General features: G+C 68.1%; 17 protein-coding genes and 1 tRNA gene. 5 read left to right on the forward strand and 13 right to left on the reverse strand.

Going from position 1 to position 23,910, the window contains the following annotated elements; genetic code table 11:
- Positions 1-7 precede the first annotated feature (7 nt).
- On the forward strand, positions 8-1,228 hold the full coding sequence (locus KA248_07665) for a polysaccharide pyruvyl transferase family protein (GenBank protein MBP7829780.1): 1,221 nt from the start codon (positions 8-10) through the stop codon (positions 1,226-1,228).
- Positions 1,221-3,368: a hypothetical protein gene (locus tag KA248_07670; protein MBP7829781.1), complete on the forward strand. Its 2,148-nt coding sequence runs from the start codon at positions 1,221-1,223 to the stop codon at positions 3,366-3,368. The genes KA248_07665 and KA248_07670 overlap by 8 nt, the downstream gene beginning before the upstream one ends.
- On the opposite strand, the gene KA248_07675 is transcribed toward KA248_07670, so the two are convergent.
- The 13 genes from KA248_07675 to KA248_07735 form a co-directional block, all read right to left on the reverse strand.
- A complete protein-coding gene (locus KA248_07675) occupies positions 3,343-5,310 on the reverse strand; it encodes an ABC transporter permease (protein MBP7829782.1) in 1,968 nt (655 codons plus the stop codon). The two genes, KA248_07670 and KA248_07675, sit on opposite strands and share 26 nt — an antisense overlap.
- A complete protein-coding gene (locus tag KA248_07680; protein MBP7829783.1) occupies positions 5,307-6,266 on the reverse strand; it encodes an efflux RND transporter periplasmic adaptor subunit in 960 nt (319 codons plus the stop codon). Before KA248_07680 ends, KA248_07675 begins: the two co-directional genes overlap by 4 nt.
- Entirely contained in the window at positions 6,263-7,534 is a 1,272-nt protein-coding gene (locus KA248_07685; GenBank protein MBP7829784.1) for a TolC family protein, read from the reverse strand. Before KA248_07685 ends, KA248_07680 begins: the two co-directional genes overlap by 4 nt.
- Positions 7,531-7,944, reverse strand: coding sequence for a hypothetical protein (locus KA248_07690; GenBank protein MBP7829785.1), 414 nt, complete (start codon positions 7,942-7,944; stop codon positions 7,531-7,533). Before KA248_07690 ends, KA248_07685 begins: the two co-directional genes overlap by 4 nt.
- A gap of 4 nt (positions 7,945-7,948) precedes the next feature.
- Positions 7,949-8,251 (reverse strand): hypothetical protein, encoded by a 303-nt coding sequence (locus KA248_07695; GenBank protein MBP7829786.1) that lies wholly within the window; start codon positions 8,249-8,251, stop codon positions 7,949-7,951.
- Positions 8,248-8,835 (reverse strand): RNA polymerase sigma factor, encoded by a 588-nt coding sequence (locus KA248_07700; GenBank protein MBP7829787.1) that lies wholly within the window; start codon positions 8,833-8,835, stop codon positions 8,248-8,250. The genes KA248_07695 and KA248_07700 overlap by 4 nt, the downstream gene beginning before the upstream one ends.
- 924 nt (positions 8,836-9,759) lie before the next feature.
- Complete coding sequence (locus tag KA248_07705; protein MBP7829788.1) at positions 9,760-11,022, reverse strand: ATP-dependent DNA helicase RecQ; 1,263 nt, start codon at positions 11,020-11,022, stop codon at positions 9,760-9,762.
- 117 nt (positions 11,023-11,139) lie between these two features.
- Positions 11,140-11,230, reverse strand: a tRNA-Ser gene (locus KA248_07710).
- A 43-nt stretch (positions 11,231-11,273) separates the two neighbouring features.
- On the reverse strand, positions 11,274-12,635 hold the full coding sequence (locus KA248_07715) for a PIG-L family deacetylase (GenBank protein MBP7829789.1): 1,362 nt from the start codon (positions 12,633-12,635) through the stop codon (positions 11,274-11,276).
- Between the two features lie 129 nt (positions 12,636-12,764).
- Complete coding sequence (locus tag KA248_07720) at positions 12,765-13,652, reverse strand: SUMF1/EgtB/PvdO family nonheme iron enzyme (GenBank protein ID MBP7829790.1); 888 nt, start codon at positions 13,650-13,652, stop codon at positions 12,765-12,767.
- 98 nt (positions 13,653-13,750) lie between these two features.
- Positions 13,751-14,746, reverse strand: coding sequence for an SUMF1/EgtB/PvdO family nonheme iron enzyme (locus KA248_07725; GenBank protein ID MBP7829791.1), 996 nt, complete (start codon positions 14,744-14,746; stop codon positions 13,751-13,753).
- Positions 14,694-15,776, reverse strand: coding sequence for a glycosyltransferase (locus tag KA248_07730; GenBank protein ID MBP7829792.1), 1,083 nt, complete (start codon positions 15,774-15,776; stop codon positions 14,694-14,696). The genes KA248_07725 and KA248_07730 overlap by 53 nt, the downstream gene beginning before the upstream one ends.
- A 1-nt stretch (position 15,777) precedes the next feature.
- Positions 15,778-17,016: a radical SAM protein gene (locus KA248_07735; protein ID MBP7829793.1), complete on the reverse strand. Its 1,239-nt coding sequence runs from the start codon at positions 17,014-17,016 to the stop codon at positions 15,778-15,780.
- A 305-nt stretch (positions 17,017-17,321) separates the two neighbouring features.
- Here KA248_07735 and KA248_07740 point away from each other — a divergent pair, with 305 nt between their 5' ends.
- Genes KA248_07740 through KA248_07750 form a run of 3 tightly spaced genes read left to right on the forward strand, consistent with a single transcriptional unit; the run spans position 17,322 to position 23,910 of the window.
- Positions 17,322-19,727, forward strand: coding sequence for a TolC family protein (locus KA248_07740; protein ID MBP7829794.1), 2,406 nt, complete (start codon positions 17,322-17,324; stop codon positions 19,725-19,727).
- Positions 19,724-20,833: an efflux RND transporter periplasmic adaptor subunit gene (locus tag KA248_07745; protein ID MBP7829795.1), complete on the forward strand. Its 1,110-nt coding sequence runs from the start codon at positions 19,724-19,726 to the stop codon at positions 20,831-20,833. The genes KA248_07740 and KA248_07745 overlap by 4 nt, the downstream gene beginning before the upstream one ends.
- Entirely contained in the window at positions 20,830-23,910 is a 3,081-nt protein-coding gene (locus tag KA248_07750) for an efflux RND transporter permease subunit (protein ID MBP7829796.1), read from the forward strand. The genes KA248_07745 and KA248_07750 overlap by 4 nt, the downstream gene beginning before the upstream one ends.

Here is a 23,910-nt window from a genome sequence, read left to right on the forward strand (position 1 = left end):
CCATTCCATGAATCGTCCCGCCAAAACGGTATTCCTCTCCGGTGCCGGAGGCATGGGGAATCTCGGCGCCGAGGCGATCACGCTCGCCGTCATCCCGTTTTTCCAGGAGCGATGGGGCATGGATTCCCGCTTCATCCTGGCGGCCTGGGACCCGGCGCGCATGCGGGACCTGCTGCGCGGCCTGCCCGGTGACTTCGAGGTGGTCAAGCAAACCGTCCCGTTCGACCGGCCGTCCCTGGTCCGGCGCTCGGACCTGTTCGTGGTCTGCGGCGACGTGGCCCTGACGGAAACGGTGATCCCCATCCTGCCCTGCTACTGGACGTTCAAATCGCTCTGGGCCCGGCTGTTCGGCGCGCGCGTGCTGTTCCTGGGCGTGGACGCCGAGCCCCTGCGCCGTCGCCTGAACCGCTGGGCCCTCCGTCTCGTGCTGGACCGGGTCGTGGACCGCTACCTTGTGCGCAACGAGGAGGCCCGGCGTCACCTCCTGGAGATCACGCGCCGCCCGGATCGCCTCTTGCTCGGGTGCGAGCCGGCCCTGCTGATCGAGGACCGCTACCTGGACCTCTTTCCCGCGCCGCCGATCGATCTCCACGGCGCGAAACTCGCCGTGGGGCTGGGCATCCGCGATTTCTTTTCCGAGCCGCTGCGCCTGGATCCCCTGCGGCTGAAGCTGACCCGGCGCGACACCGCGCCCGGCGAGCTGTCTCCCCGGATGAAGCAGACCGTTTCCCGGCTGGCCCATATTGCCGACCGCCTGGCGGAGAAGCACGACGCCCGCCTCTTCGTAGTGCCGCACCACGCGCTCCACGAGTCCAAGAAGGTCATCCTGTCGGACCGCGAGATGGCCGGACACCTGCGCGCGGCCATGCGGCATCCCGACCGGCTGGAGGTGCTGCCGGAGAACCTGCACCCCTACGCCGCGATGAACTTCTATCGAAGGTGCGACCTCGCGGTCTCCATGCGCCATCACACGAGTTCGTTCGCCTTCCGATTCGGCGTGCCGGCCATCGGGCTCGGCGTCAGCGAAAAGATCAAGGGACATTTCCGCCTCGTAGGCCAGCCCGAGCTGCTGCTCGATCCGGGCGACCCCGACCCGTCCTCCGCGGACCGGGTGGTGGACGACGCGGTGGTCCGGCGAACCGAGTTGTCCCGCGGGCTTCTTCTGCGGCTCCCGGCGCTCCAGAATGAAATGAAGCAGGCGCTCGACGTCGCCATCCGGCATGACTGACGCGGAAAAAATCCTCGTGGCCCTTCGCAGCCTGGCGGCCATGGCAATGGGCGGGGCCTTTTCGGTCATCGCCTACGCGCTGGCCATCCGCCTTTCGGGTGCCAGCCCGGCCCTGCGCCGGCTCTGCGCGGCCATCCTGTCGGCCTTGTGGCTGGCCACGGTTCTCTTCCATTTCCTCATCGGATTCGGGCAATTCCGGCTCGGTACAGCGTTGGCCTCGCTAGCGGTCCTGCTGGCCGCCACGCTCCGCTGGATCACCCCGCCGGACCGGCTCCTGCGGCAATGGCGCGGTGACTGGGCGGCTCTTCACGGGGCGCTGAAGCCAGTGACGGCCACCGGCTGGCGGCGGGCGGGATTCGGGCTGGCGCTGTTCCTCATCCTGCTAGCCCTGATCCGCGCGCTCCTGCTCCCGCCGCTGGGCTGGGACACGATCACCTATCATGGCGTAAAATCCGCGCTGTGGGTTCAGCAGGGAACCGCCGACCTGTTTCCCGCTCCGGGCGGTTGGGGCACGAAGGCCATGCTGCCCGGCGGCAGCGAAATATTTCATGCCTGGGCGCTTCTTCCCTTTCACAGCGACCTGCTCATGGGCTTCGTGGATTTCGCCTGCTGGCTGGCCTTCGGATTTTTCCTCCTCCAGTTCTGCCGCGAAATCGCTGCGCCTCCGGGCGCGGGCCTTCTGGGCACGGTGTACCTGCTGTTCCTGCCGGCCGTCCGCATGCAGGTGGGCAGCGGCTACGGGGAAATGCCCCTGATGTGCGGGGTCATGGGCGGCTTGATCTTCGGCCTGCGCGCGCTGCGCCGGAAGGAGGCCGGCTCGTTGCTTCTGTGCCTCATGGCGTTCGGCGTGGCCGCGGGCATCAAGACCCATATCTGGCCCGCCCTCGCCTGGGTCGGTTTCGTCCTCGCGATTTTCGTATTCACCCGGCGAGGAGAGGATCTTCGTGCGCTGCGCCCGGCGCTCCTGCTCGGGATCCTCTTCGCCGGGCTGGCCCTCCTGCCCTGGCTGGCGCTGAATCTCCGCGCGGGCCACCCGCCCCTCTCACCCTTCCCGGTCCGGATCGGCGGACTGGTCCTCGGCGAGCCCACGCCAACCTACACGATCTACCACCATCGCGAAGACATCGAATACGGCAACCTCGCCATGGAATGGGCTGCCGTGAAGGACCTTTTCCAAGCACCCTTCTCCACGTGGCCGCACATCGGGGTGCTGACCCTGCTCCTGGCTGTGTGGGGGTGCCTTCGACTGGCGCGCTGGAGGACCTTCGGCGCGCTCGCCGCCCTGTGGCTGGCGGGATTCGTCGGGATCAACCTGCTGGTGTTCTGGGGGCCTTCGTTCACCGTCATCCGCCAGTTGTGGGCCCAGGTAGGAGGCCGCTTCCTGCTCCCCGCCTTGTCTCCAGTAGTGCTGATCGGAACCGGCGCGCTCTGGGGCGCGCCTTCTCTTCGGCGCATCGGCGCCTCGGTGATGCTGATCGCAACGCTTCTGCATGCCATGGTCTCCACCTTTTTCGGCTGGGCGGACTTTGCGCCGCGCACGACGGGCAAGACCGCCCTGATCGCGGCTCTTTTCACGGCCGCAGTCATCCTGCTGTTTCATTTTGTCCGGCGGCGCGGGCGGGCGTTCATGATCGTTATCGCGGGACTGGCCGCGGCCTCGGTGGCATTGCAGAAGGAGCGCGACCACCTGCGGTACCAGGCCCTGAAACAGAGCCGGGTCATGCACTGGATGGAGACCCGCTGGGCCGACGGCGCACAGATCCTGGACGATCCGGACACCCCCCGGCACATTGCCATCACCGCGGGTATCGACTACAACGGCGACAACTGGTTCCTCTACTTCTTTCTCGGGCGCCGTTTCCAGAATATGCTGACGTACATCCCCCCCACCCGTTCGGGCCGCATCCTGGATGCCGTCGATTGGGAGGACCTCGCACGGCACAGCCGCGCCGAAGCCTGGCTGGAAAGGATCCGGCGCAGCCGCGTCACCCAGGTGGTCAGCCTTCCCCCGTGGTCGGTGGAACTGGAGTTCATGCAAGGCGAGCCCTGGTTATTTTGGAAGGCCGCTGGAGACGGGAGAACCTGGGGCGTCTACCAGATCCGGAACCGCGACGCTACTCGTAGCGCAGAGCCTCAATAGGATTCAGGCCGGAGGCCTTGCGCGCGGGCCAGAGCCCGAAGACTACGCCGACCAGGGCGGAGAACACGGTCGCCAACAGCACGGTCGGCGCCGTGACGGAAACCGCCCAGCCAGCGAACCGGCTCATCGCCGCGGAAATGCTCCAGCCGGTAAGAATCCCCAGTACGCCCCCGCACACGCTGATGACCACGGCCTCGACTAGGAACTGGACCAGGATGTCCGACCGCCGGGCCCCGATGGCCTTGCGGATGCCGATCTCGCGCGTGCGCTCGGTGACGCTGACCAGCATGATGTTCATGATCCCGATCCCGCCCACGAGCAGCGAGATCGCCCCGATGCCCGCCAGCAGCATGGACAGGGTCCGGCTCGTGTCGAGGATGGTCTTCTGGATATCCGCCATGTTGAAGACCCGGAACGGCTCCTCCTCTTCCGGGCTGATCCGGTGCCGCTGGCGCATCAGCTCGACGGATTTCGCTTCCACGGCGGACAGCACGCCGCCGTCTGTCGACTGGATCTCGATGGTGTCCACGTAGTCGCGGCCGAGCATGCGCCGCATGGCCGTCGTGACGGGGATGACGATCTGGTCGTTCGGATCGAACCGGAACCCCGTGCCGCTCTCGGCCAGCACCCCGATCACCTCGAAAGCCACGCGATTGACGCGGAGCGTCTGGCCCACGGGATTCACTCCGCCGAACAGCTCGCGGGAGACCGTGGCCCCGATCACCGCGACGCGGGCGCGGGTCCGCGCATCCTCGTCTTCCAGGAATCGGCCCGCGGCCACCGTCAGGTTCCGCATCGGGGCATAGGCCGGGACCGTGCCGACGATCTGCGTTCGCCAGTTCTTTCCGCCGAACGTCGCCTGCGCGCCGCCCCCGACGGTCGGCGCTACGGCCTTGACCCCGGCCACGCCATCGCGGATCGCGTCGACGTCCGCCAGGCTCAACCGGGAAGCCGCGCCGACCTCCATGGCTACGCCGCGAGCTTCGATCCGGCCGGGCCGCAGGACAAGCAGGTTCGCGCCCATCGCGCCGATGCGCTCCTCGACGGATTTCTTCGCGCCGGTACCGAGCGCCAGCACGGAAATCACCGCGCCGGTTCCGATCAGGACGCCCAACATGGAGAGAAACGCGCGGGTCTTGTTGGCCGCCAGCGCGCGGAAGGCCTGGCGCACCATGGAGAACCCTTCGACCAACCGTCGCGCCCAGCCTTTCCGGCCCTTGCCGGCGGACGCGCCCGCGAGATCGGTCTTCGACGGCAGGGCGTGATGGACTTTTCCCGCGGCGAGGGCATCGCCGACAATCCGCCCGTCGCGGATGGTGATGACCCGTTCCGCCCGCGCGGCGACCTCGGGATCGTGGGTCACGATGATCACCGTCAGGCCGGAGGCATGCAGGTCGCGAAGGATTCCTAAAATCTCCACCGCGCTGCGGCTGTCGAGGTTGCCCGTCGGCTCGTCGGCCATGAGGATCGGCGGCCGGTTGACCAGCGCGCGGGCAATAGCCACGCGCTGCTGCTGGCCACCCGAGAGCTTGTTAGGCGCATGATCCATCCGGTCGCCCAGTCCGACCCGCTCGAGCAGTTCCTTCGGCGAGGCGGGGCTCGGCTGGTCGCTGTAGATCAGCGGCAATGCGACGTTCTCCCTCGCGGAGACGCGCGGGAGCAAATTGTATTGCTGGAACACGAAGCCGATCGACCGCGCGCGGAAAGCGGCCAGTTCGCGGTCGGAGAGGCTCGACACGTCCTGCCCGTTCAACCGGTACGAGCCCTTGTCCGAAACGTCCAGCAGGCCGAGGATGTGCATCAGCGTGGACTTGCCCGAACCGGACGGGCCCATCAGGGCCACGAACTCGCCCGCGGCCACGGACAGCGACACCCCGCGTAGCGCATGAACATCCACCGAGCCCATGCGGTACGTTTTATGAATATCCCGGACTTCAATCATGGACGTCGTCCAGGCGGGCGCGGCATGAACGGAGTGCTGCCCGACTCTTGCCGTCGCGGCAGATCGAAAGAGGACTTCACCACGCGCTCGCCGCCGTTAAGCCCCTCCAGGATTTGCACGCGGCCGCCGCCGGTCAGGCCGGTCTTCACTTCGCGTTCTTCCGGTGCCGCCCCGGGATGGCGGGGCGCGAGCAGGACCACGCTGCGCCCGTCCCGGCGCACGAGGGCGTCCAGCGGCAGGGTCAGTGCGTCGTCCGCCGCTTCCACCACGAACTTCACGGTCGCGGTCATGCCGCTCTTCATGCGCTCGGGCACGGCCTCGGGTTCGACCTCGACCTCGTAGATGGTGACGTTGTTCACGGTGGTCGCCTCGTAGGCGATATGCCGAACGGCCCCGCGGAACGGTTCGTCCGCGTAGGCATCGAGCGTGAGCGCGGCATCCTGCCCGGCGCGGACAAGCCCGATATCCGTCTCGTCAACCTGCGCCCGCACGATGAGCCGGTCGGAGAGCACGAGGGCCGTATCCGCGGCGGTCAGCGTCTGGCCGGGCTCGGCCTTGCGCGCGATGATCGTGCCGGCCAGCGGCGCGATGAGGGGCGTGGCCTTGTAGACTTCCTCCCACTTGCGCAGCACGGCCTCGCCCTGCGCGCGGGCGGCATCCAGCAGGGCGGCGCGGTCGGTGGAACTCATCCGTGCGATCACTTCGCCCCGCTCCACGGCCTGTCCCTCCGCCACCAGCACTTCCTCCACGCGCCCGCCGATCGGCGGCTTGATCTCGATGCGGTTGCCCGGCTCGACCACGCCCGTGGCCTCGATGGAGACCTCGATCCGTTCGCGGGTGAAATCGACCTGTTCGAAGAACGGGGTCTTCTTGGCCTCCTTCTCGCGGTGGGTCCACCCGTACCATCCCCCGCCCGCCGCGGCGGTCAGGACCAGGAACAGCAGCGTCTTTTTCATCGGCTCACCTCATTTTCCGCCGGGAAATCGCCCCGGCCCGTGACGTAGCGCCACGCGGCCTCGGCCAACAGGGCCTGCTGCTGCGATTGCAGCAGTTGACGCTGATAGGAAATGCGGTCGTTCTCGATCACGTCCCAGTTCTCGAAGGTCAGCAGGCCGGCGCCGTACTGCTCGCGCGCGATCTCCGCGCGCAGGTCGGCCGCGGCGAAGTAGCTTTCCTGCACAGCCACGTTCTCCGCCGCGTTGCAGTACGAGACCCAGGACTCGTTCAGATCGTTGATCAGCCCGTTGAGCGTCTCGCTCTCCTGCGCCTCCGCGCGCGCGAGCTGCGCCCGCGCCGACGCGACCTCGTAACGGGTCCGGCCGCCCGGCCAGAAGGGAAACGACAGCCGCACGCCCGTCGACCAGCGGTCGGTGTCAAAGGCATCCTCGTCCCCGGACCGGCCGGCGGAGGCCGAGAGGCCGATGTCCGGCCGGTAGCCGCTGCGGGCGCTGCGGACGCCGGCTTCGGCGGAACGGATGGAGGCCAGGGACTGCGCGTGGGCCGGCGTGGCTTCCGCCGCCGCCGTCCAATCCACGGCATCCGGCGCGGGACGGCACGCCAGCGAACCGGCGACGGTCAGCGAATCGTCCGCGGCCTCGTCGCCCATGGTGCGTAGCAGGATGCGCCGGGCGGCGTCCACCTCCCGCTGCCCCTGCCGCACCTGGACTTCGGCCTGGTTCAGCGACGCCTCGATCAGCGCCAGCGAGCCCTTGTGCTCTCGACCGCCCTCGTAGCGAAGGCCGACGAGTTCCAGGTTGTCGCGCCGCCGCTGCTCGATCTGGCGCAGGACCGTGACCTGCTCCTGGGCCAGCAGCAGGTTCACAAAGGCCCGCCGCAGGTTGTAGGTCACCTCGGCATCGGCCCGCTCGTAGTCGGCGCGGGCCGAGTCGAGCGCGGCCCAGGCGGAGTCCACGGACGCGGCGTGGCGCCCGCCGCTGTACAGCGTCTGCTCGGCGCTGACCGAGGCGCTCAAGGACGCGTCGCCGCCGGACGCCACGCCGTCCTGCTCGGCATGCTCCGCGCTGCCGCCCAGGGAGAGCTGCGGGCGCATGGCGGACTTCGCCGAGCCCACGTTGAATTCCGCCGCGCGGAACTGTTCCCGCGCCGCCGCGAGCGTGGGATTCAGCGCCGCCGCCCTGCGTACGCAGTGCTCCCAGGTCATCGGTTTCGCGGCCGCGCTCGCCGCGAGGGCCAGCCACGCCAGACAGATCCACCCGTGTTTCACGGCTTGTTCTCCGGGGGCGGCTCGGGAGGCGCCGCGCCCTTGAACGGACGCGGCCGCAGGTCGTCGGCATCCATGGCATCGAGCCGGGCCTGCTGGCTTTCCGTCAGGCCGGGCCGCATTTCAACCAGGGCTTTCTCCCAGCAGGCGTGAAAGGCCTTGCGCCCTTCATCGCGTATCCTGTGAATTTCCGCGGCGGTCCGACGCACAATTTCCCGGACGGCGGGCTGTTGCTCGCCGGTCAATTCCAACCGCTCGTTGAGCTTGCCCATCACCCAGTCCTCGATCCGGGGCGGCCCGGCCCGCAGAATGGTTTGGAAGCGGGCCTGCTCCCAGGCGCGGCCGCCGAAAAAGCCCAAGGCCAGCCCGGAGGCAAACAGCAGCAGCAGGGCGATCCCGAATTTCGTTTTCATCGCGTCACTCTCCGTTCGAAGCCAGCCAGGTAACCCCCGCGCCCGACTCCATGACCTGCCACGCCCATTGCGGCTCGGACGGAGCGCGGGTCAACAGGATGAAGCTCAACACGGCCACGGCCGCGGCGGCCGTCCAGGCCAGCCGCCACGCAAACGCCGAAACGCGCTCCGGAAACGGCGTCAGGCGGGGCGCGCCTTCACGTCGCAGCACGTCCATCACGCCACGCATCCAGTTCTCCGTCGGCCCGGGCACGGGCTGCCGCCGCCACGCCTCGGCCATCGACTGCTCGCGGATATCCAGTTTCATACCGGTGCCTCCCCGCCCATCCGCCATCGTTCCAGAATACCGCGCAGCGCGCGGCGCGCGCGCAGGGCGCGCATCTTGGTTTTGGCCAGCGACCAGCCGAACCCGGCCGCTACGTCCTTCAACGGCACTTCTTCGAAATACACGGCTTCCATCATCGCCCGGTCCTCCGGATCGAGCGCCTCCAGGGCTTGGCGCACCGCTCGGGCGGCTTCCTCGCGACCGGCCTCTTCCCGACCCTGCTCGCAAACGGGTCCGGCCGTGACCCTCTCCAGCCAATCCCGCGCATTTTCATCCCGCGGTTCCGCGCGATGCCGATCCACCCGTTTACGCAAGCGCCAGTAGTCATAGCAGCGCCGCCGCGCAATCCGCAGGAGCCAATGGTCGAACGGCTGGCGCCGGCCGTAGGAAGCGAGAGAGCGGAACGCGCCAAGGAAAACATCTTGCGCCACCGCGGGGACCTCCGCGGCGGGCACGCGCCGCCCGACGTTTTCGAAAACCCGCGCCGCGTGGCGCCGGAGCAGATGCTCGAAGGCCTCCACGTCGCCCCCCACCACCCGTTGGACGATCTCGGCATCCGATTCCATTCCGCAGTTCCCCGTGCGCGCGTCCGCCCGGACGCGTTTCCGGGTTTACTATATACGTCGCCGGCGGAGAACAGAAGGTCACAAGAAAACCCGGCCCGCTCTTCGCTACAGGGATCGCCTTGTCGCCCCCCCCAAAAATCCGCGCGTAAGCCCCCAGACAGGTAGCAGGAGCATGGGCAAGACGCCTGGGATAACGGCGACGGAGGCCCGTCGCCCTCCATGTCGGGTCATCGAGACTCACGAGATGATCCTTGTTGGAGGGCGGTCGGCCGCGACCGCCGTGCAGGATGCCGTGCGCGGACCGATTCGCCGTGCTGCCGAAACGCCTTACGCGCGGATTCTGGACCCCCGTTCGGTCGGGAGGCATTAAGTTGCGGTCCAGTATCGTGCCCCAGAAACACCATCTGACACTAAACGTGTCCCCCACCGGCTTGCCCCCCGCCGGCTTGTCCTTAACGCGTCCCCAGCAACTTGCCCGCGGGGAGCCACAGGTTGTGGAACGGCGCGAAGAGCGCGGCTATCCACCAACTTGTTCACCCGCGAGGCAAGCTCGTGGGGGTCTCGTTTCATGCACGAATATTTCCGGGACACCGCACTCACCCCCGAGGCAAGTTCGCGGGGATCCCGTTCCGTGCACGAGAACTTCCGGGACACCGCACTGGCGTCATGCATGGGACCCCCATGGAAACGGGAGGCCAAGCTCTCTCCCCGCGCTTGACGGGCGGGACGACCGTGTCACGTTCCCGTGTCTTGCGCCAGTTCCCTCTCCAGGCAGGAATGGATTCCCGCGCGGCCTGTTGCGCCGCGACCAGATCGCGCACAGAACACCCCCACGCGGCTATGGGCTCCGCGCTGACATCCGCGCCGCCACCCGGCGACGTTCACGGGTCCGCAACCGCATCGACGCCTGATGCCATCTTGATATTATCCGCACATGCCCGCTGGGCATCTCGCGCGCCAAGCGCGCTCGGATTCGTTCCGCCTCCTTTCCTTTTTCGCGCAGACATCGCACATACCGCACTCGTCCCGCGGATACCGCTCGCCGAAGTAAGCCAGGAGCCGGCGGCGACGGCAGTCGCGCGATTCCGCGTAATCGATCATCTCCATGAGCTTGCGTTGGGCCATCCGGCGTTCGCTGTCCTCCCGGATTTGCCGGATGAAGTAACGGAGGGTCGGAAGATCGCCCGGATCGTAATACAACACGCACCGCGACGGTTTTCCATCCCGGCCGGCGCGGCCCGTTTCCTGGTAGTAGCGTTCGGTGTTTCTGGGAATTTCCCCGTGCAGAACATACCGTACGTCGGGCTTGTCGATGCCCATGCCAAAGGCAATGGTGGCGACCACCACGTCGACCCGGCCGCGGTCGAAGGCTTCCTGGTTTTGCTTTCGCGCTTCCGGTTCGAGTCCCGCGTGATACGGCAAGGCCCGAACGCCCCGGCCGGCCAGCTTCGCGGCCGTTCGGTCCACGTCCGCGCGCCTCATGCGATAGATAATCCCGGGCTGACCGGGCTGTGCCATGACATGCTGAAGGATCTGTTCTTCAATATCCCCCTTGGCCCGCACCTCGTAGTACAGGTTGGGCCGGTCGAACGAAGCCCGTACCCGGTAGGGCGACCGCAGGGCGAGCCGCCGGATGATATCCTCCTGGACGCGTTCGGTCGCCGTGGCGGTGAAAGCCGCTACCGGTACGCGCGGAAGCTGGGCCAGCATCCGGGGCAATTCGAGGTAGTCCGGCCTGAACTCGTGGCCCCACTCCGAGATGCAGTGCGCCTCGTCAATGGCCACGAGGCAGACCGGCACCGCGCGCAGACGATCGAGGAATCCGGGGACGGGAAATCGCTCCGGCGCGACATACAACAAGTCGAGCTGCCCGGCGGCCAGACAATCCAGCACGCTGTTCTTTTCGGAGTCAGGTTGCGAGCTGTTCAGATAGGCCGCGCGGATTCCCCGCCCGCAGGCGGCATCCACCTGGTCCTTCATGAGGGAAATGAGCGGGCTGACGACCAGGCACACGCCGGGCAACAGGCAGGACGGCAGTTGATAGCACAGCGACTTGCCCGCGCCGGTCGGCATGACCACGAAGGCATCGCGCTTCTCGATTAGGGCCTTCACGACGCCCTCCTGATGCTCTCGAAATGCCTCGTATCCGAAAACGGACTTGAGGGCCGCGCGCGCATCCAGCGGCACACGAGTTCCTGTCAAAGCGTTCATAGCCTCCACATCCCATCCTATAGAAAGGAAGGAGGCCGGAGGTATTCCACGGAAAAATTCACCTGCGGCAGAAGGCCGCGGGGGCTTTGCAAATGGCGGAGGGGGAGGGATTCGAACCCCCGGAGCCCTTGCGGAGCTCGTCCGATTTCAAGTCGGATGCCTTAAACCGCTCAGCCACCCCTCCCTACGGAAAAGATGATACGACGGCTGGAAACAGAACTCCAGTCCTACTCCATCCCGGCGCGCGATGAGGATTCGCTGGCCGGCGAAATCCGGAGGACCCGCCACGGGGCCCAGTTCAGCGGGACCTCGTTAAGATAGGTGCGGGCCCCGGTAAGGACACGGTCGGGCGATCCCAGGGCGGCCAGGGGAATCCTAAGTTGAATCACCGGCCCTGTTTTTTTTACAGAGAGGCCGCCGGGAGGCCAAAGCCTGGCTTGGTCCAGGATTTCGACGGAAAAAGCCTTGAGGCAGATATGCAGCTTGGGCATGTGCTCGAACGAACGATCCGGATGATATCCGAAAACATAGACGGATAGGCCCATCCCCTGTTCGAGCGCCCGATTGAGCCGGAGGTCCAGCTTCAACGCGTCCTCTTCCAGGCATACGGTACGGCGCTCGATGCCCACGTAACGATCTTTTTCCTCCGGGTACAGATTCTCGGGAAGGATTTGCGCGGCGTCGCCGGTATCCAGGGGAATAGGTTCGCGTCCCACTGGCACATCCGGGAATTCGCCGTAGAGGTCATTGCGCCGGGCAAACTGTCGAAGCCGTCCGGAACTGAATCCCTCGTCGGTCTGATGCGCCTCGAGCGCTCGGTCCCGGGCGGCCGCCTGGTCATCCGCCGCCGCAACTCCGCGCCAGTTCGCCGCGCGGGCCAGGTCCGGGGGCGCGCAATGCCAGACCTCGGAGCCTTGTGCCGGCCAATCCGTGTAATGAACAAGGTACGGCAGCCGCTCCGGCGCCGGCTCAACGGCCAGGTCCCAGAGCGCCACGCGGGTGAAGAGATAGAAGGCCTGGTGATCGGGATGCTGGTCGGCCGGATGCGAAACCAGAATCCGGGTCGGCCGGAAATCCCGGATCACGTCCTTCAGGTCGGCCAGCAGCACCTCGCCCTTGTATGGCGCCCCGGGGTGGAGCGCCTCGGCATACGGCACTTCGCGAGTCCGGGTGAGCATGCTGCGGAACGGCATCGCCTCCGCCCAGTGCGCGCACCAGATGTTCAACGTGCCGAAGTCCGGATAACCAAGGAAGATCAGATCGTCGGCCTGGAGTCCGAGTTCGGCCGCCGCCGCCTGCGCCTCGCGCATGCGGAGAGGCCCCAGCGTGCTGACCTCGTCGGGTGGAACCGCCAGCCGAGCGCGATAAAGATCGAGCGACCACTGGCTGTGCTCGCCGCAGGTCAGGAACGCCACGCGCACGGGCACGCCGGAATCCGCCAGTTGCCGGATCGTCGCCCCGCAGCCAATCGTCTCGTCCCCGGGATGCGGGGCCAGGACCAGCACCCGCTCATCGGCCCGCCATTCCAGAATCGGGACAGGGATAGAATCGGGCTCCTCCCCAAAGCACCCCAGGGCGGCTAACCACACGAGGCCGCCGACTAACCGCCCCCTGGCTCTCCCGCGTTCTACATGAGGTCTTTGCAACGGCAAACGGCCTCCTCCAATTTCTAGTATGACCGGGACGGACGACTTTTGCAATTTCAGCGTGGACCTCTTTCATGGCGGCGCGCCCAGGCCCACGCGGAACCCGCGCGCGAAGTTGGCTTCATGCGGTTCGGGGGCCTGGCGGACCGCGCAACGGAGGAAGGCCGGACGATCGTCAAACGCACCGCCCCGGAGCAGGCGATGGCCCGTGCCCTTCATGTAGATCCGGGCATGCGCGCCATGGTGATCGTACCCGTCGAAACACCACTCCCAGAGATTGCCCAGCATGTCCGCCAGGCCGAACCCGTTCCGCCCCCGCTCGCCGTACGCGTCCACCGGCGAGATGAATCCATATCCATCACTCCAGGGAAAAGGATTGTTCCAGCGCCACGCGGGATCGCCGGGGACCACGGGTTCATCGCCCGCCGCGTTGAGGCGGCCCGCGCCGCCGGCCACGCTGTTGCCCCACCAGAAACGGGTGTCCCATTGCCCGCCGCGGCAGGCATACTCCCACTCCGCATCGCCCGGCAGACGATACTCGTACCCCTCCGGCAGCCGGCCGGCCGCCGCTTCGCGCGCCGTAAGCCAGTCGCAAAACGCCATGGCGTCGTTCCAACTGACGCAGGATACCGGATGGTCCGGCCGCTGCGGCAGGCCATAGGTGGGATTCCGCCAGTTCGCCCCGGAGACATTCGCCAGTGTCTTGCGCTCCCAGTCGAATCCCCACGCGTAGCCCTGCCGCTCGCCGTCCGTGACATACCCGGTGGCGGCGACAAACGACTGCCACTGCGCCACCGTGACCTCGGTCTGGCCCAGCCAGAAACCCGTCTCGAAATTCGCCAGCGATGGCCCCTCGTTGGCGAACCACTTGCGGTTCCCCTGTCCCTCCGGACCTTCGGTCCATTCCTGCTCGTAAGGCCCCGAGCCCAGCTGGCACAGGCCGGGCGGGATCCACTTCATGACGATCCCCAATCCCTGTATCTCATGATCGCGCCCGGACTCCACAGCCGCCGACGCCTGCGCGACCAGCCAAAGGCCCGCCACGATCCCGCGCGCCCTCACGGCTCGACCTTTCTGCCCAGGCAGACGCGGAATCCCCGCGCCAGGTTCGGGTCATCCGGCCGGGGCGCCGACCGGACCGCGCACCGCAGGTAGCCGGGCCGATCGTCGAAGGCCCCGCCCCGCAGAACGACTCGCTCCATGCGCCCGGTATAGATCTCGGGGTGCGCCCCGTCCGGATCGTAGCCGTCCGCGCACCACTCCCAGACATTGCCCAGCATGTCGGCCAGCCCGAAACCGTTCCGCCCGCGCCCGCCATACGCGTCCACCGGCGCGATGAATTTAAATCCGTCCAGCCAGGGATAGGACAACTCCCACGCACCATGCTCGTCCGCGTCCAGACCGGCCGCATTCATTCGGCCTTCTCCTTCGCGCAGGCTGTCTCCCCACCAGAACGCCGCGCGTTCCCGCCCGCCCCGGCAGGCATACTCCCATTCCGCCTCGCCGGGCAGGCGGTATTCATATCCTTCCGGCAGTCGCCCGGCGGCTGCCTCGCGCGCGGTCAACCACGCGCAGAATGCAACGGCATCGTTCCACGTAACGAAGGTGACCGGATGATCCTCGCGCAGGGGAAACGGGAAGCCTGTCTCACGCCAGTTCCGGCCCGGAAGCAGGGCCATCCGGCCAGCGGCGGCGTCCCACGCCCACGCCGCGCCCTTCCGTTCGGCTTCGGTCGTGTGCCCGGTCGCGTCCACGAAGGACCGCCACTGGCCGACCGTCACCTCCGTGCGGCCGAGCCAGAACCCGTTCTTGAACTGTACCCGGCGCGGGGCGAGGCCCTCGTCAGAGAAAAAGTTTCGCGGTCCCCGGCCTTCCGGCCCCTCGGCCCACGCCCGTTCCTCGGGCGTGCTGCCGATCCAGCCGCGGCCGGGAGGTATCCACTTCAGTTCCAGCGCCAGGTCCGGAACCGACCAGGATTGACCCCGGCGCGGGCCGGACGCCTCACCGCAGCCCGCCAGAAGCAACACGCCGGGGAGAAGCCATCGCCTGTTCAAAAACCGCCGCATACCGCTGGATCATAGCCTCCATTGAGAAAGACGACACGATTTTTTCCCGGCCCGCCGTCCTCATCGCCTCGGCGCGGGCCGGGTCGGCCAGCAGTTCCAACAGGGCATCGGCCAGCCGGTCCGGATCGCCCGGCGGCACCAGCAGCCCCGTCCGGCCGTGTTCCACGACCTCGGGGATACCGTCCACGCGGGTCGCCACCACCGGGCGCCCGCAGGCCATGGCCTCCAGGACGACATTCGGCAGGCCCTCGACGCGCGAACTCAACACGAGCGCGGCGCACTCCCGGTAGAGGGGCACGGGATCCCTCCGCGAGGCGAGCCAGTCCACGGAACCGGGCGGCAAGTCAGCGGCCGCTTCGCGCAATTTCGCGGCCAACGGCCCATCGCCCGCGACACGGAGCCGAACGTCCGGCCTCCGCTGCCGCACGATCCGGAAGGCCGCCAGCAGCGTGGCGTGATCCTTCTTCGGGACCAGCCGTGCGACGTTGAGCAGCATCGGTTCGCGCGACACCGGCCCCGGCGCGAACCGGCCGGTCTCGACGCCATTGTGAATCACAGCCGCTCGCGACTCCGGCACGCCGAGCGACTCGACCAACTCCCGGCGCTGCGACTCGGAATTGCATACGACGCGATCGGCCCACCGCCAGAGCCGGCGCTCGTGCTGGCGCCGCGGCGCGGAGCCGTCGCGGCAGTTGCCGATAATCGTCCGGACGCCGGCCCAGCGGCCGAGGATTCTTCCCCACCGGTTGGGCACGACGGTCCACAGCACGAGCAGGTCCGGCGGATTTTGTTTGAGCGCGCGCCACAGCGCGGCGATCGCCCGCGCGAAAACGACGCGACCGTTCGCCAGCCTGACGCGCGGGACCGGCGCCGGATCGAGGTCCTCACCGGCGGCGAGGGTCCAGAGCTCCACGGCGAAGCGGCCGGCGGGCAGGCCGCGCGCCAGGGCCAGGGCCTGCGTCTGCGTGCCCCCGAATTTCAGGTCCTGGAGCAGAAATACGGTGCGGAGCGGGGCCATGTCAGTATCCCATGAGCCCGCAGCATCGGGTGCAGACGGGCATCAGGCCGTCCTTCGCGAGGCTGCGGCGGAAGGCGCGATAGCGTTCGTCGTTCCACAAATCCGTGAAGGTGCTCTCTTTCGCGTTGCCGACCACGAAGTCGTGATAGTCGCGGCACGGGGAGACGTCGCCGTTGCTGTTGACCTCGAGGGCGTGGTAGATCGACAGGCAGCGGCGGAACCCGAAATCGCTGGCGTGGTCGGCATAATAGCGCCGCAGGTCGTCCGCCGTCTTCAGCCGGGGAATCAGCACGACCGGCGGCGCGCCGCGCCGGCGCGAGCGCCGGAGCACGGCCTGGATCTGCGCGTGCAGATCCTCCGGCCGGTCGGGCTTCCAGCCGCCGATCCAGCCCCGGTGCCGGCGCGGCGCGAACCCGAAGCGGCGCTCGAAATCCCGGTCGTGCGCCGCCGCGCGGGGCTCGTCGATCCACCACGCGAGGTAGTAGACGAACATATCCACGCGCCCGGCGAACGCCTCGTAGAGGTCCGCGAGATGGGGCGCGTTCTCGCGGGAAATGGTCGTGAGGCTGGCGATCAGCGGGAGCCCGCTCCTTCCGCGGGACCGGCGCACCGCCTCGAGCCCGGCCTCGATGGCCTTGAAGTTGTCGGTGCCGGCAGCGGAGGGCCGCAGGCGGTTGTGCAACTCGGCGTTATGCCCGTCGATGGAGACCTGGAGCAGGAACAGCGGCGCGCGGACCAGCCGCGCCGCGGCCTCGGCCACGCGCGTGCCGTTGGTCGCGATGGCCACGGGCATCCGGAGGCGGGTGGCGGAGTCCACCAGGTCCAGCACGCCGTCGTAGAGCATCGGCTCGCCGCCCCACAGGTAGACGATCGGCCGGTGCCCGTGCTCCGCCAGGTCGCGGAACAGCTCGATGTGGCGGGCGGGCGCGACTTCCGCGGCCTTGAGTTTCTTGAGGTCCTGCCCGCGCAGGTAACCTTGTTCGCCCCACTGCCCGCAGGTGGCGCACCGCAGGTTGCAGAGATCGGTCAGGCGCAGGCTGACCTGGCGGATTTTTCCCGCCCGGCCATCCGGATGCGGAGGATAACGCCATGCGAAATAGCGCTTTTCCAGCTGGAGCGAGACCAGCCGCGCCGCGATCCAGGGCCGCCGGAGGACGGGGGCCAGCCCACGCCAGACGGCGCCGCCTCCGATGTCGCTGCTCCGGGTCCCGTCGCAGACCGCCTCGGGTGTCTCGCCCATGGCGCGAAACTCTACAGAAACGGCCGGCCGTGTCCAGAGCGGCCATTGGAGATTCCTCGCTTCGCGCGGAATGACAACCCATCGTTTCTACGGCGGGTATCTCATCCGTAATCCCTTAATCATGCAGGGGCTGTAGGGGCGCCGCTTGCGACGCCCGCGGGCGCCGGCAAGCGGCGCCCCTACATGAGTGTGGCTTTACTCTCATCCTTCGAATTGCTTTGACCGGCCGCACCGCGCGCTTGTGTTGGCGGCGGCCTTGCGGCATCCTGTCCGCATTCAAAGGATTGGACGAACGGGGGCGGGCCATGCCTGAAAAACGAATCGCGCTGTGGTGCACCTTGTGCTGTCTTCTCGCCGCCCGCCCGGGCCCCGCCCAGGAATCCCCGACCGACGCGGAGCCGCGCCGCGTGGTGACCATCGCCGTGGTGCGGGACGGCCCGTGCGCGTATTTCAGCAACCTCTTCGAGCACGTGCGGACCGAGCTCGACGTGCTGGCCGGCGAGGAATGGGATATCCGGTGGAAAGACGATCCCGGCTACGACGCGAACTGGGAGGCCTCGCGCGTGGAGGCCGCGCTCCAAAAGGCGCTGGCCGACGACGGCGTGGACCTGGTGTTCTTGAGCGGCATCCTGGTGACCGAGCACGCCGCGCGCGGCGCCTTCGACCTGGCCCGGCCGGTCATCAGCGGCTTCGTCCAGGACCCGGACGCCGTGGGCATGCCCTACAACGAGGAAGGGTATTCCACGCGCACGAACTTCAACTTCGTCGTCGTGCCGCTCCGGTCGGCGCGCGACATCGAGGAGTTCCGGGAACTCGCCGCGTTCGACCGGCTGACCGTCCTGGTGGACCGCACGCTGCTCGACGGCATCCCGGAGCTGGAACCGGAGATCCAGCGGTTCGCCCGCGAATTCGGGGCGGTCTTCCGGGTGGTCCCGCTGGGCCTCCGCGCGGACGAGGCGCTGAACCAGCTCGGGCCGGACGACCGGGCGGTGTACCTGACGCCCGCCATGCGCATGGAGGAGCCCGAGTGGCAGCGGCTCCTGGACGGCCTGAACGAGCGGGGGATTCTCTCGTTTTCCCTGATGGGCCACGAGGACGTCCGGCGCGGCGCGCTCGCCGGGCTGGCACCCGACATCTCGATCCGCCTGGCGCGGCGGCTGGCGCTGAACATGGAGCAGGTCCTGCGCGGCACGCCGCCGGAGGACCTGCCCGTCCGGATGGACGTGGAGGAAAAGCTGATGATCAACGCGCGCACCGCCGCGAAGATCGGCTTCTACCCGCCGTTCCGCGTCCTGCAGCGCGCGGAGATCCTGTACCGGGACGAGTTCCCGCTGGGCGATACCCTGACGCTGGACACGGCGATGCAACTGGCCGCGGCGAACAACATCGACCTCGCGGTCAAGACGGAGGAAACGGAGGTCGCGCGCGAGGACCGCAACAAGGCGCTGACGACGCTCTTCCCGCAGGCGTCCGCCAACGCCCGGCATTACCGGGTCGATTCCGACCGCGCGGAAGCGTCCGGCGGCCTCCAGCCGGAAGACGCCTCCCTGGGCGGCGTCTCGATCACGCAGTTGGTGTTCAGCGACCCGGCGCTGGCGGCTTACCGTTCCTTGAAGCGGCTGCACCGGGTCAAGGAGTTCGAGCGGGAGGCCCTGCGGCTGGATGTGGCGCTGGAGGCCGGGCGCGCCTTCCTCGACTACCTGTCCGCCCGCGCGGTGTACCGCATCGAAATGGACAACCTCGACCTCACCCGGCGGAACCTCGACCTGGCGCGGGTCCGGCACGGCGCGGGGACCTCGGGGCCGGAGGAAATCTACCGGTGGGAGGCGGAGCTGGCGAAGCGGCAGGGTGCCGTGGCCAACGCCGAGGCGACCATGCTGAAGGCGCTGGCGGCCCTCAACCAGTCCATGGGCGCCCCGATCGACAAGACCTGGGACCCGCGGGAGATCTCCGCCGGCGACGCGGCGTACTACTATCTCGGCCCCGAATTCAACGACCTGATCTCCAACGAGCGAAACTACAACATCCTGATGCGGACCGTGCAGGAGGGCGCCCTGCGGGATTCGCCGGAACTGCAGGCCGTGGACCTGGCGATCGAGGCGCAGCGCATCCAGCTGGCCCAGTTGAGACGGCGGCCGCTCGTTCCCGATATCGGCCTGCAATTCGCCTACGATCACACGTTCGACGAGACGATCGCGGGTCCGACGCTCGCCGCGGGCCCGGCCGCCGATGACGACGAGTGGACCGCCAGCGTGCAGGCCACGTGGCCGTTCTTCTCCGGCGGCGGGGAGGCCGTGGAAGCGGCCCGGGCGCGGGCGGAACTGCGCCGGCTCCAGAACGTCCGCGCGCAGACGGCGCAGCTGATCGAGCAGCGGGCCTACACGGCGATGTATGCGACGTGGGGCTCCTCGCCCAACATCCGGCTGACCCGCCTCGCGGCGGAGGCCGCCGCCAAGAACCTGGCCGTGATCCAGGACAAGTACGCGCGCGGGGCGGTATCGATCCTCGACCTGCTCGACGCGCAGAACCAGGCATTCCTGCAGAACCAGGACGCGGAGCTGGCCGTGTACCAGTTCGTGTCCGACGTCATGGGCGTGCAGCGCGCCATGGCCTCGCTGGGCGCGCTCTCCACGGCGGGGGAGCGCGCGGCATGGATCGAGCATCTCAAGCGGCAGATCGAGGAACCCACGGAGCAGGGAGGCAAGCCATGAGGACACGGTGCTGGGCGGGAGCGGTGGGGGCGGCCGCGCTGGCCGCGCTGGCCGCGCTGGCCGGTTGCTCGAAACAGGAGGCGCCGCCGCCGGCCGTCGTGCGGCCGGTGGTGACGGTGAAGGTCGAGGATTCGGGCGGCACCCGCACGCGTTCGTTCTCCGGCACGGCGCGCGCCGCCGTCGAGACCATCTTGAGCTTCCGCGTCGGCGGCGAGATCGTCGAGTTGCCCGTCAAGATCGGCACGGCCGTGCAGGCGGGCGACCTCGTCGCGCGGCTGGACGCCACCGACTACGAGCTGCAGGCCAAGCAGCTCGAGGCGCAGCGGGCGCAGGCGGAGGCGGAGTGGAAACGCGCGCAGGCGGACTACGACCGCGTGAAGCTCCTCTACGAGTCGCAGAACGCCAGCAAGAGCGACCTCGACCAGGCCCGCGCGGCGTTCGACTCGACCGCCGCCCAGCGCGACGCCGTCGGCAAGAGCCTCCAGCTCTCCCGGCAGCAGCTGGAATACTGCGTCCTGCGCGCGCCCATCGCGGGCGCCATCGCGTCCCGGCCGGTGGACATTCACCAGACGGTGCAGGCGGGACAGGCCATCGCCACCCTGACCGCCGGCGAGCAGATGGAGCTGTTGATCGGCGTGCCCGAGACCCTGATCGCCCGGGTCCACGTGGGCGACGCCGCCCGGATCCAGTTCGAGGCGCTGCCCGGCGAGCCCTTCGACGCCGGCGTCAGCGAGGTCGGGGTCGAGCCCACCGCGTCCTCGACCTATCCCGTGAAGCTCGTCCTCCAGAAGGCCGACGGGCGCATCCGCTCCGGCATGATCGGCGAGGCGCAGCTGACCTTCGCCGCGGAGGAAGGCGGCGGGCTGAACGTCCCGCCCGCCGCCGTGGTGAGCGAGCCGGACGGCCGCCGCTTCGTCTGGGTCCTCGACGAGTCGTCCGGCACGGTGCGCCGGCGCGACGTCCGGATCGGCGCGCTGACGTCGGACGGGCTCCAGATCGTCGAGGGCCTGCAGGCCGGCGAGGATATCGTCATCCGGGGCGTCCACCGCGTCGAGGACGGCATGGCGGTCCGCCGGATGGAGGAAAGCCCGTCGGAGCGCCCATGAACACCGCGACCTGGTGCATCCGGAACAACCGCACGTCCGTCATCGGGTTCATCCTGGTGGCCCTCGCGGGCCTGACCGCCTACCGCACCCTGCCCCGCCTCGAGAGCCCCGACTTCACCATCCGCGTGGCGCTCGTGGTGACGTACTTCCCCGGCGCGTCGCCGCAGAAGGTGGAGAACCTCATCACGGACAAGCTCGAGGCCAAGCTGCAGGAGATGCCCGAGGTCAAGCTCATCGAGTCGCAGAGCATGACCGGGATCTCCATCGTCTCGGTCGAGATGCAGGCCCAGTACATGGACATGCAGCCCATCTGGACCCGGCTGCGCAACAAGGTGGACGACGTGCGGGCCGACCTGCCCGACGGCGTGATCGGGCCGAACGTCAACGACGAATTCGGCGACGTGTTCCCCGTGCTGGTGGCGCTGACGGGCGACGGCTACTCGTACCGCGAGATGAAGGACGCGGCCGACGACCTGCGGAGCGAACTGCTGGCGCTGCCCGACGTCGCGAAGGTCGAGTTGTTCGGCACGCAGGACGAGCGGATCTTCGTCGAATTTTCCAACGCCCGGCTGGCGGAACTGGAGCTGTCGCCGCAGCAGCTGGCCGCCGCGATGAACAGCCAGAACGTCCTCCAGCCCGGCGGCGACGCGCTCGTCGGGCCCGAGCGGGTCACCCTGGAGGCCACGGGCGAATTCAAGACGGTGGACGACATCCGGCAGGTCTCGCTCCGGCGGCCCGGCGCCAGCGAGGCGGTGTACCTGCAGGACGTGGCCACGGTGCGGCGCGGCTTCGTCGACCCGCCCTCCAGCCTCACCCACTACAACGGCGAGTCGTGCCTCGTGCTGGCCGCCAGCATGATCGCCGACGGCAAGGTGACGGACATGGGCCCGCGCGTGTTGGCGAAGGTCCGGGAGTTCGCCAGCCGGCTGCCGATCGGCCTGGACTGCCACCCCTTCTTTTACCAGCACAAGTACGTCGAGCGCTCGATGAGCGACTTCATGAGCAACCTCGTGGAGGCGTTCGGATTCGTCGTGGCCGTGATGCTCGCGTTCGCGGGGCTGCGGATGGGTCTGATCACCGGGGCGCTGGTCCCGATGGCCATGTTCATGTGCATCGGCCTGATGCCGCTGTTCGGCATCCAGTTGCACCAGATTTCCATCGCGGCCCTGATCATCGCGCTGGGCATGCTGGTGGACAACGGCATCGTGACCAGCGAGAACATCCTCGTGCGGCTCGTTCGCGGCCAGGACCGCCTGGAGGCGGCCGGCGGGGCGATGAAGGAGCTCTGGCTGCCGCTCCTGACGTCGTCCCTGACGACGATCTGCGCGTTCCTGCCCATCGCCACGGCGAAGTCAGACGTCGGGGAGTACTGCTTCTCCCTCTTCCAGGTCATCGCGCTGACGCTGTTGAGCTCGTGGCTGCTCTCGATCACCATGGTCCCGCTGCTGTGCTACTACTTCCTCAAGCCGAAGCCGGCCCAGCAGGCCTTCGACTCGCGCCTGTACCGGGTGTACCGGCGGTTCCTGCTGTGGGCCCTCGGGCACCGGCCCGCGTTTCTCGCCGCCATGGTGGGCCTGTTCGCGGCGTCGCTGTGGGGCTTCCGGTTCATCCCGAACATCTTCTTCCCGCCCAACGAGCGCGAGATGCTGCTCATCGACTTCTGGCAGCCGTACGGGACCGACATCCGGACCACGGAGCGCCGGGTCGAGCGGCTGGAGAACTACCTGCTGGCCCAGACCGGACTGGTCCGCGACGTCGCCACGTTCGTCGGCTCGGGCGGGCCGCGCTGGTACCTCGCGCTCAACATCGAACAGGACAACCCGAACTACGCCAACCTGGTCGTCAACACCGTGGATACCCCGGCGGCGCAACGCTTGATGCCGATGGCGCAGGCCTACCTGGACGGCGAGTTTCCGGATTGCCGCGCCACGGTGAAGATGCTGGAGAACGGGCCGCCCGTCGGCGCGCCCATCCAGATCCGCCTGTACGGTAAGGAGATCGACGCGCTGTACGCGGTGCGCGCCCGGATCGAGGAGTCGATCCGGGACGTCCCGGGCGTCGCCAACATCCGCGACGACTGGGGCGAATGGACGAAGAAACTGGAGGTGCAGGTCAACCAGGAGCAGGCCAAGCGCGCCGGCTTCACCAGCGAGGACGTGGCCAACTCGCTGCAGGCGCAGATCTCCGGCATGCCGGTGACCCAGTTCCGCGAGGAGGACGAGATCATCCCCGTGCTGCTCCGGTCCAAGAGCGCGTACCGCGAGGACCTCGGCAACGTGGAAAGCCTCCACGTCTACTCCTACGCGACCGGCGCGAACCTCCCGCTGCTGCAGGTGGCGCGGACCCGCCTCGAGTGGCAGCCCAGCATCATCCGCCGGCGCGACCGGACCCGCATGATGACGATCAAGATGGACGTCGAGGGGCGCTTCGCCTCCGACGTGCTGGCCGAGATCCAGCCGCGGGTGGACGCGCTGCGGGATTCCCCGGACTGGCCGGCCGGCTACGCGGTGGAATACGGCGGCGAGGACGCGGACAGCGCGGAGGCGCAGGCGTCCATCTCGGCGGGCCTGCCCCTGGCCATGGGCTTGCTGGTGCTGATCCTCGTCGCCCAGTTCAACTCCATCCGCCGCCCGCTTATCATCGTCCTGACCATCCCGCCGGTCCTGATCGGCGTGGTGCCGGGGCTGCTGCTGACCGCGGCCCCCTTCGGCTTCATGGCCTTCCTGGGGCTGATCAGCCTGGCGGGCGTCGTGGTGAACAACGCCATCATGCTGATCGACCGGATGGAGATCGAGAAAGGGCTGGGGCAGGGCCTGGAGGACGCCATCGTCGTCTCCGCCCAGCGCCGGCTGCGCCCGATCCTGATGACGGCCATCACGACCATCGTGGGGCTGGCGCCGCTCTCCCTGCAGGGCGGCGAGATGTGGCGGCCGATGGCCAACACCATCATGTTCGGCCTGGCGATCGCCACCGTCTTGAGCCTCGTCCTGTGCCCGGTGCTCTACTCCTATTTCTTCCGCGCGCGGTTCAAGGGGTATGCCTGGACACCGGCGGCTCTGGAGAAGACCAAGGAATAG

This window comes from Kiritimatiellia bacterium, from assembly GCA_018001225.1.
GTDB lineage: Bacteria > Verrucomicrobiota > Kiritimatiellia > CAIQIC01 > JAGNIJ01 > JAGNIJ01.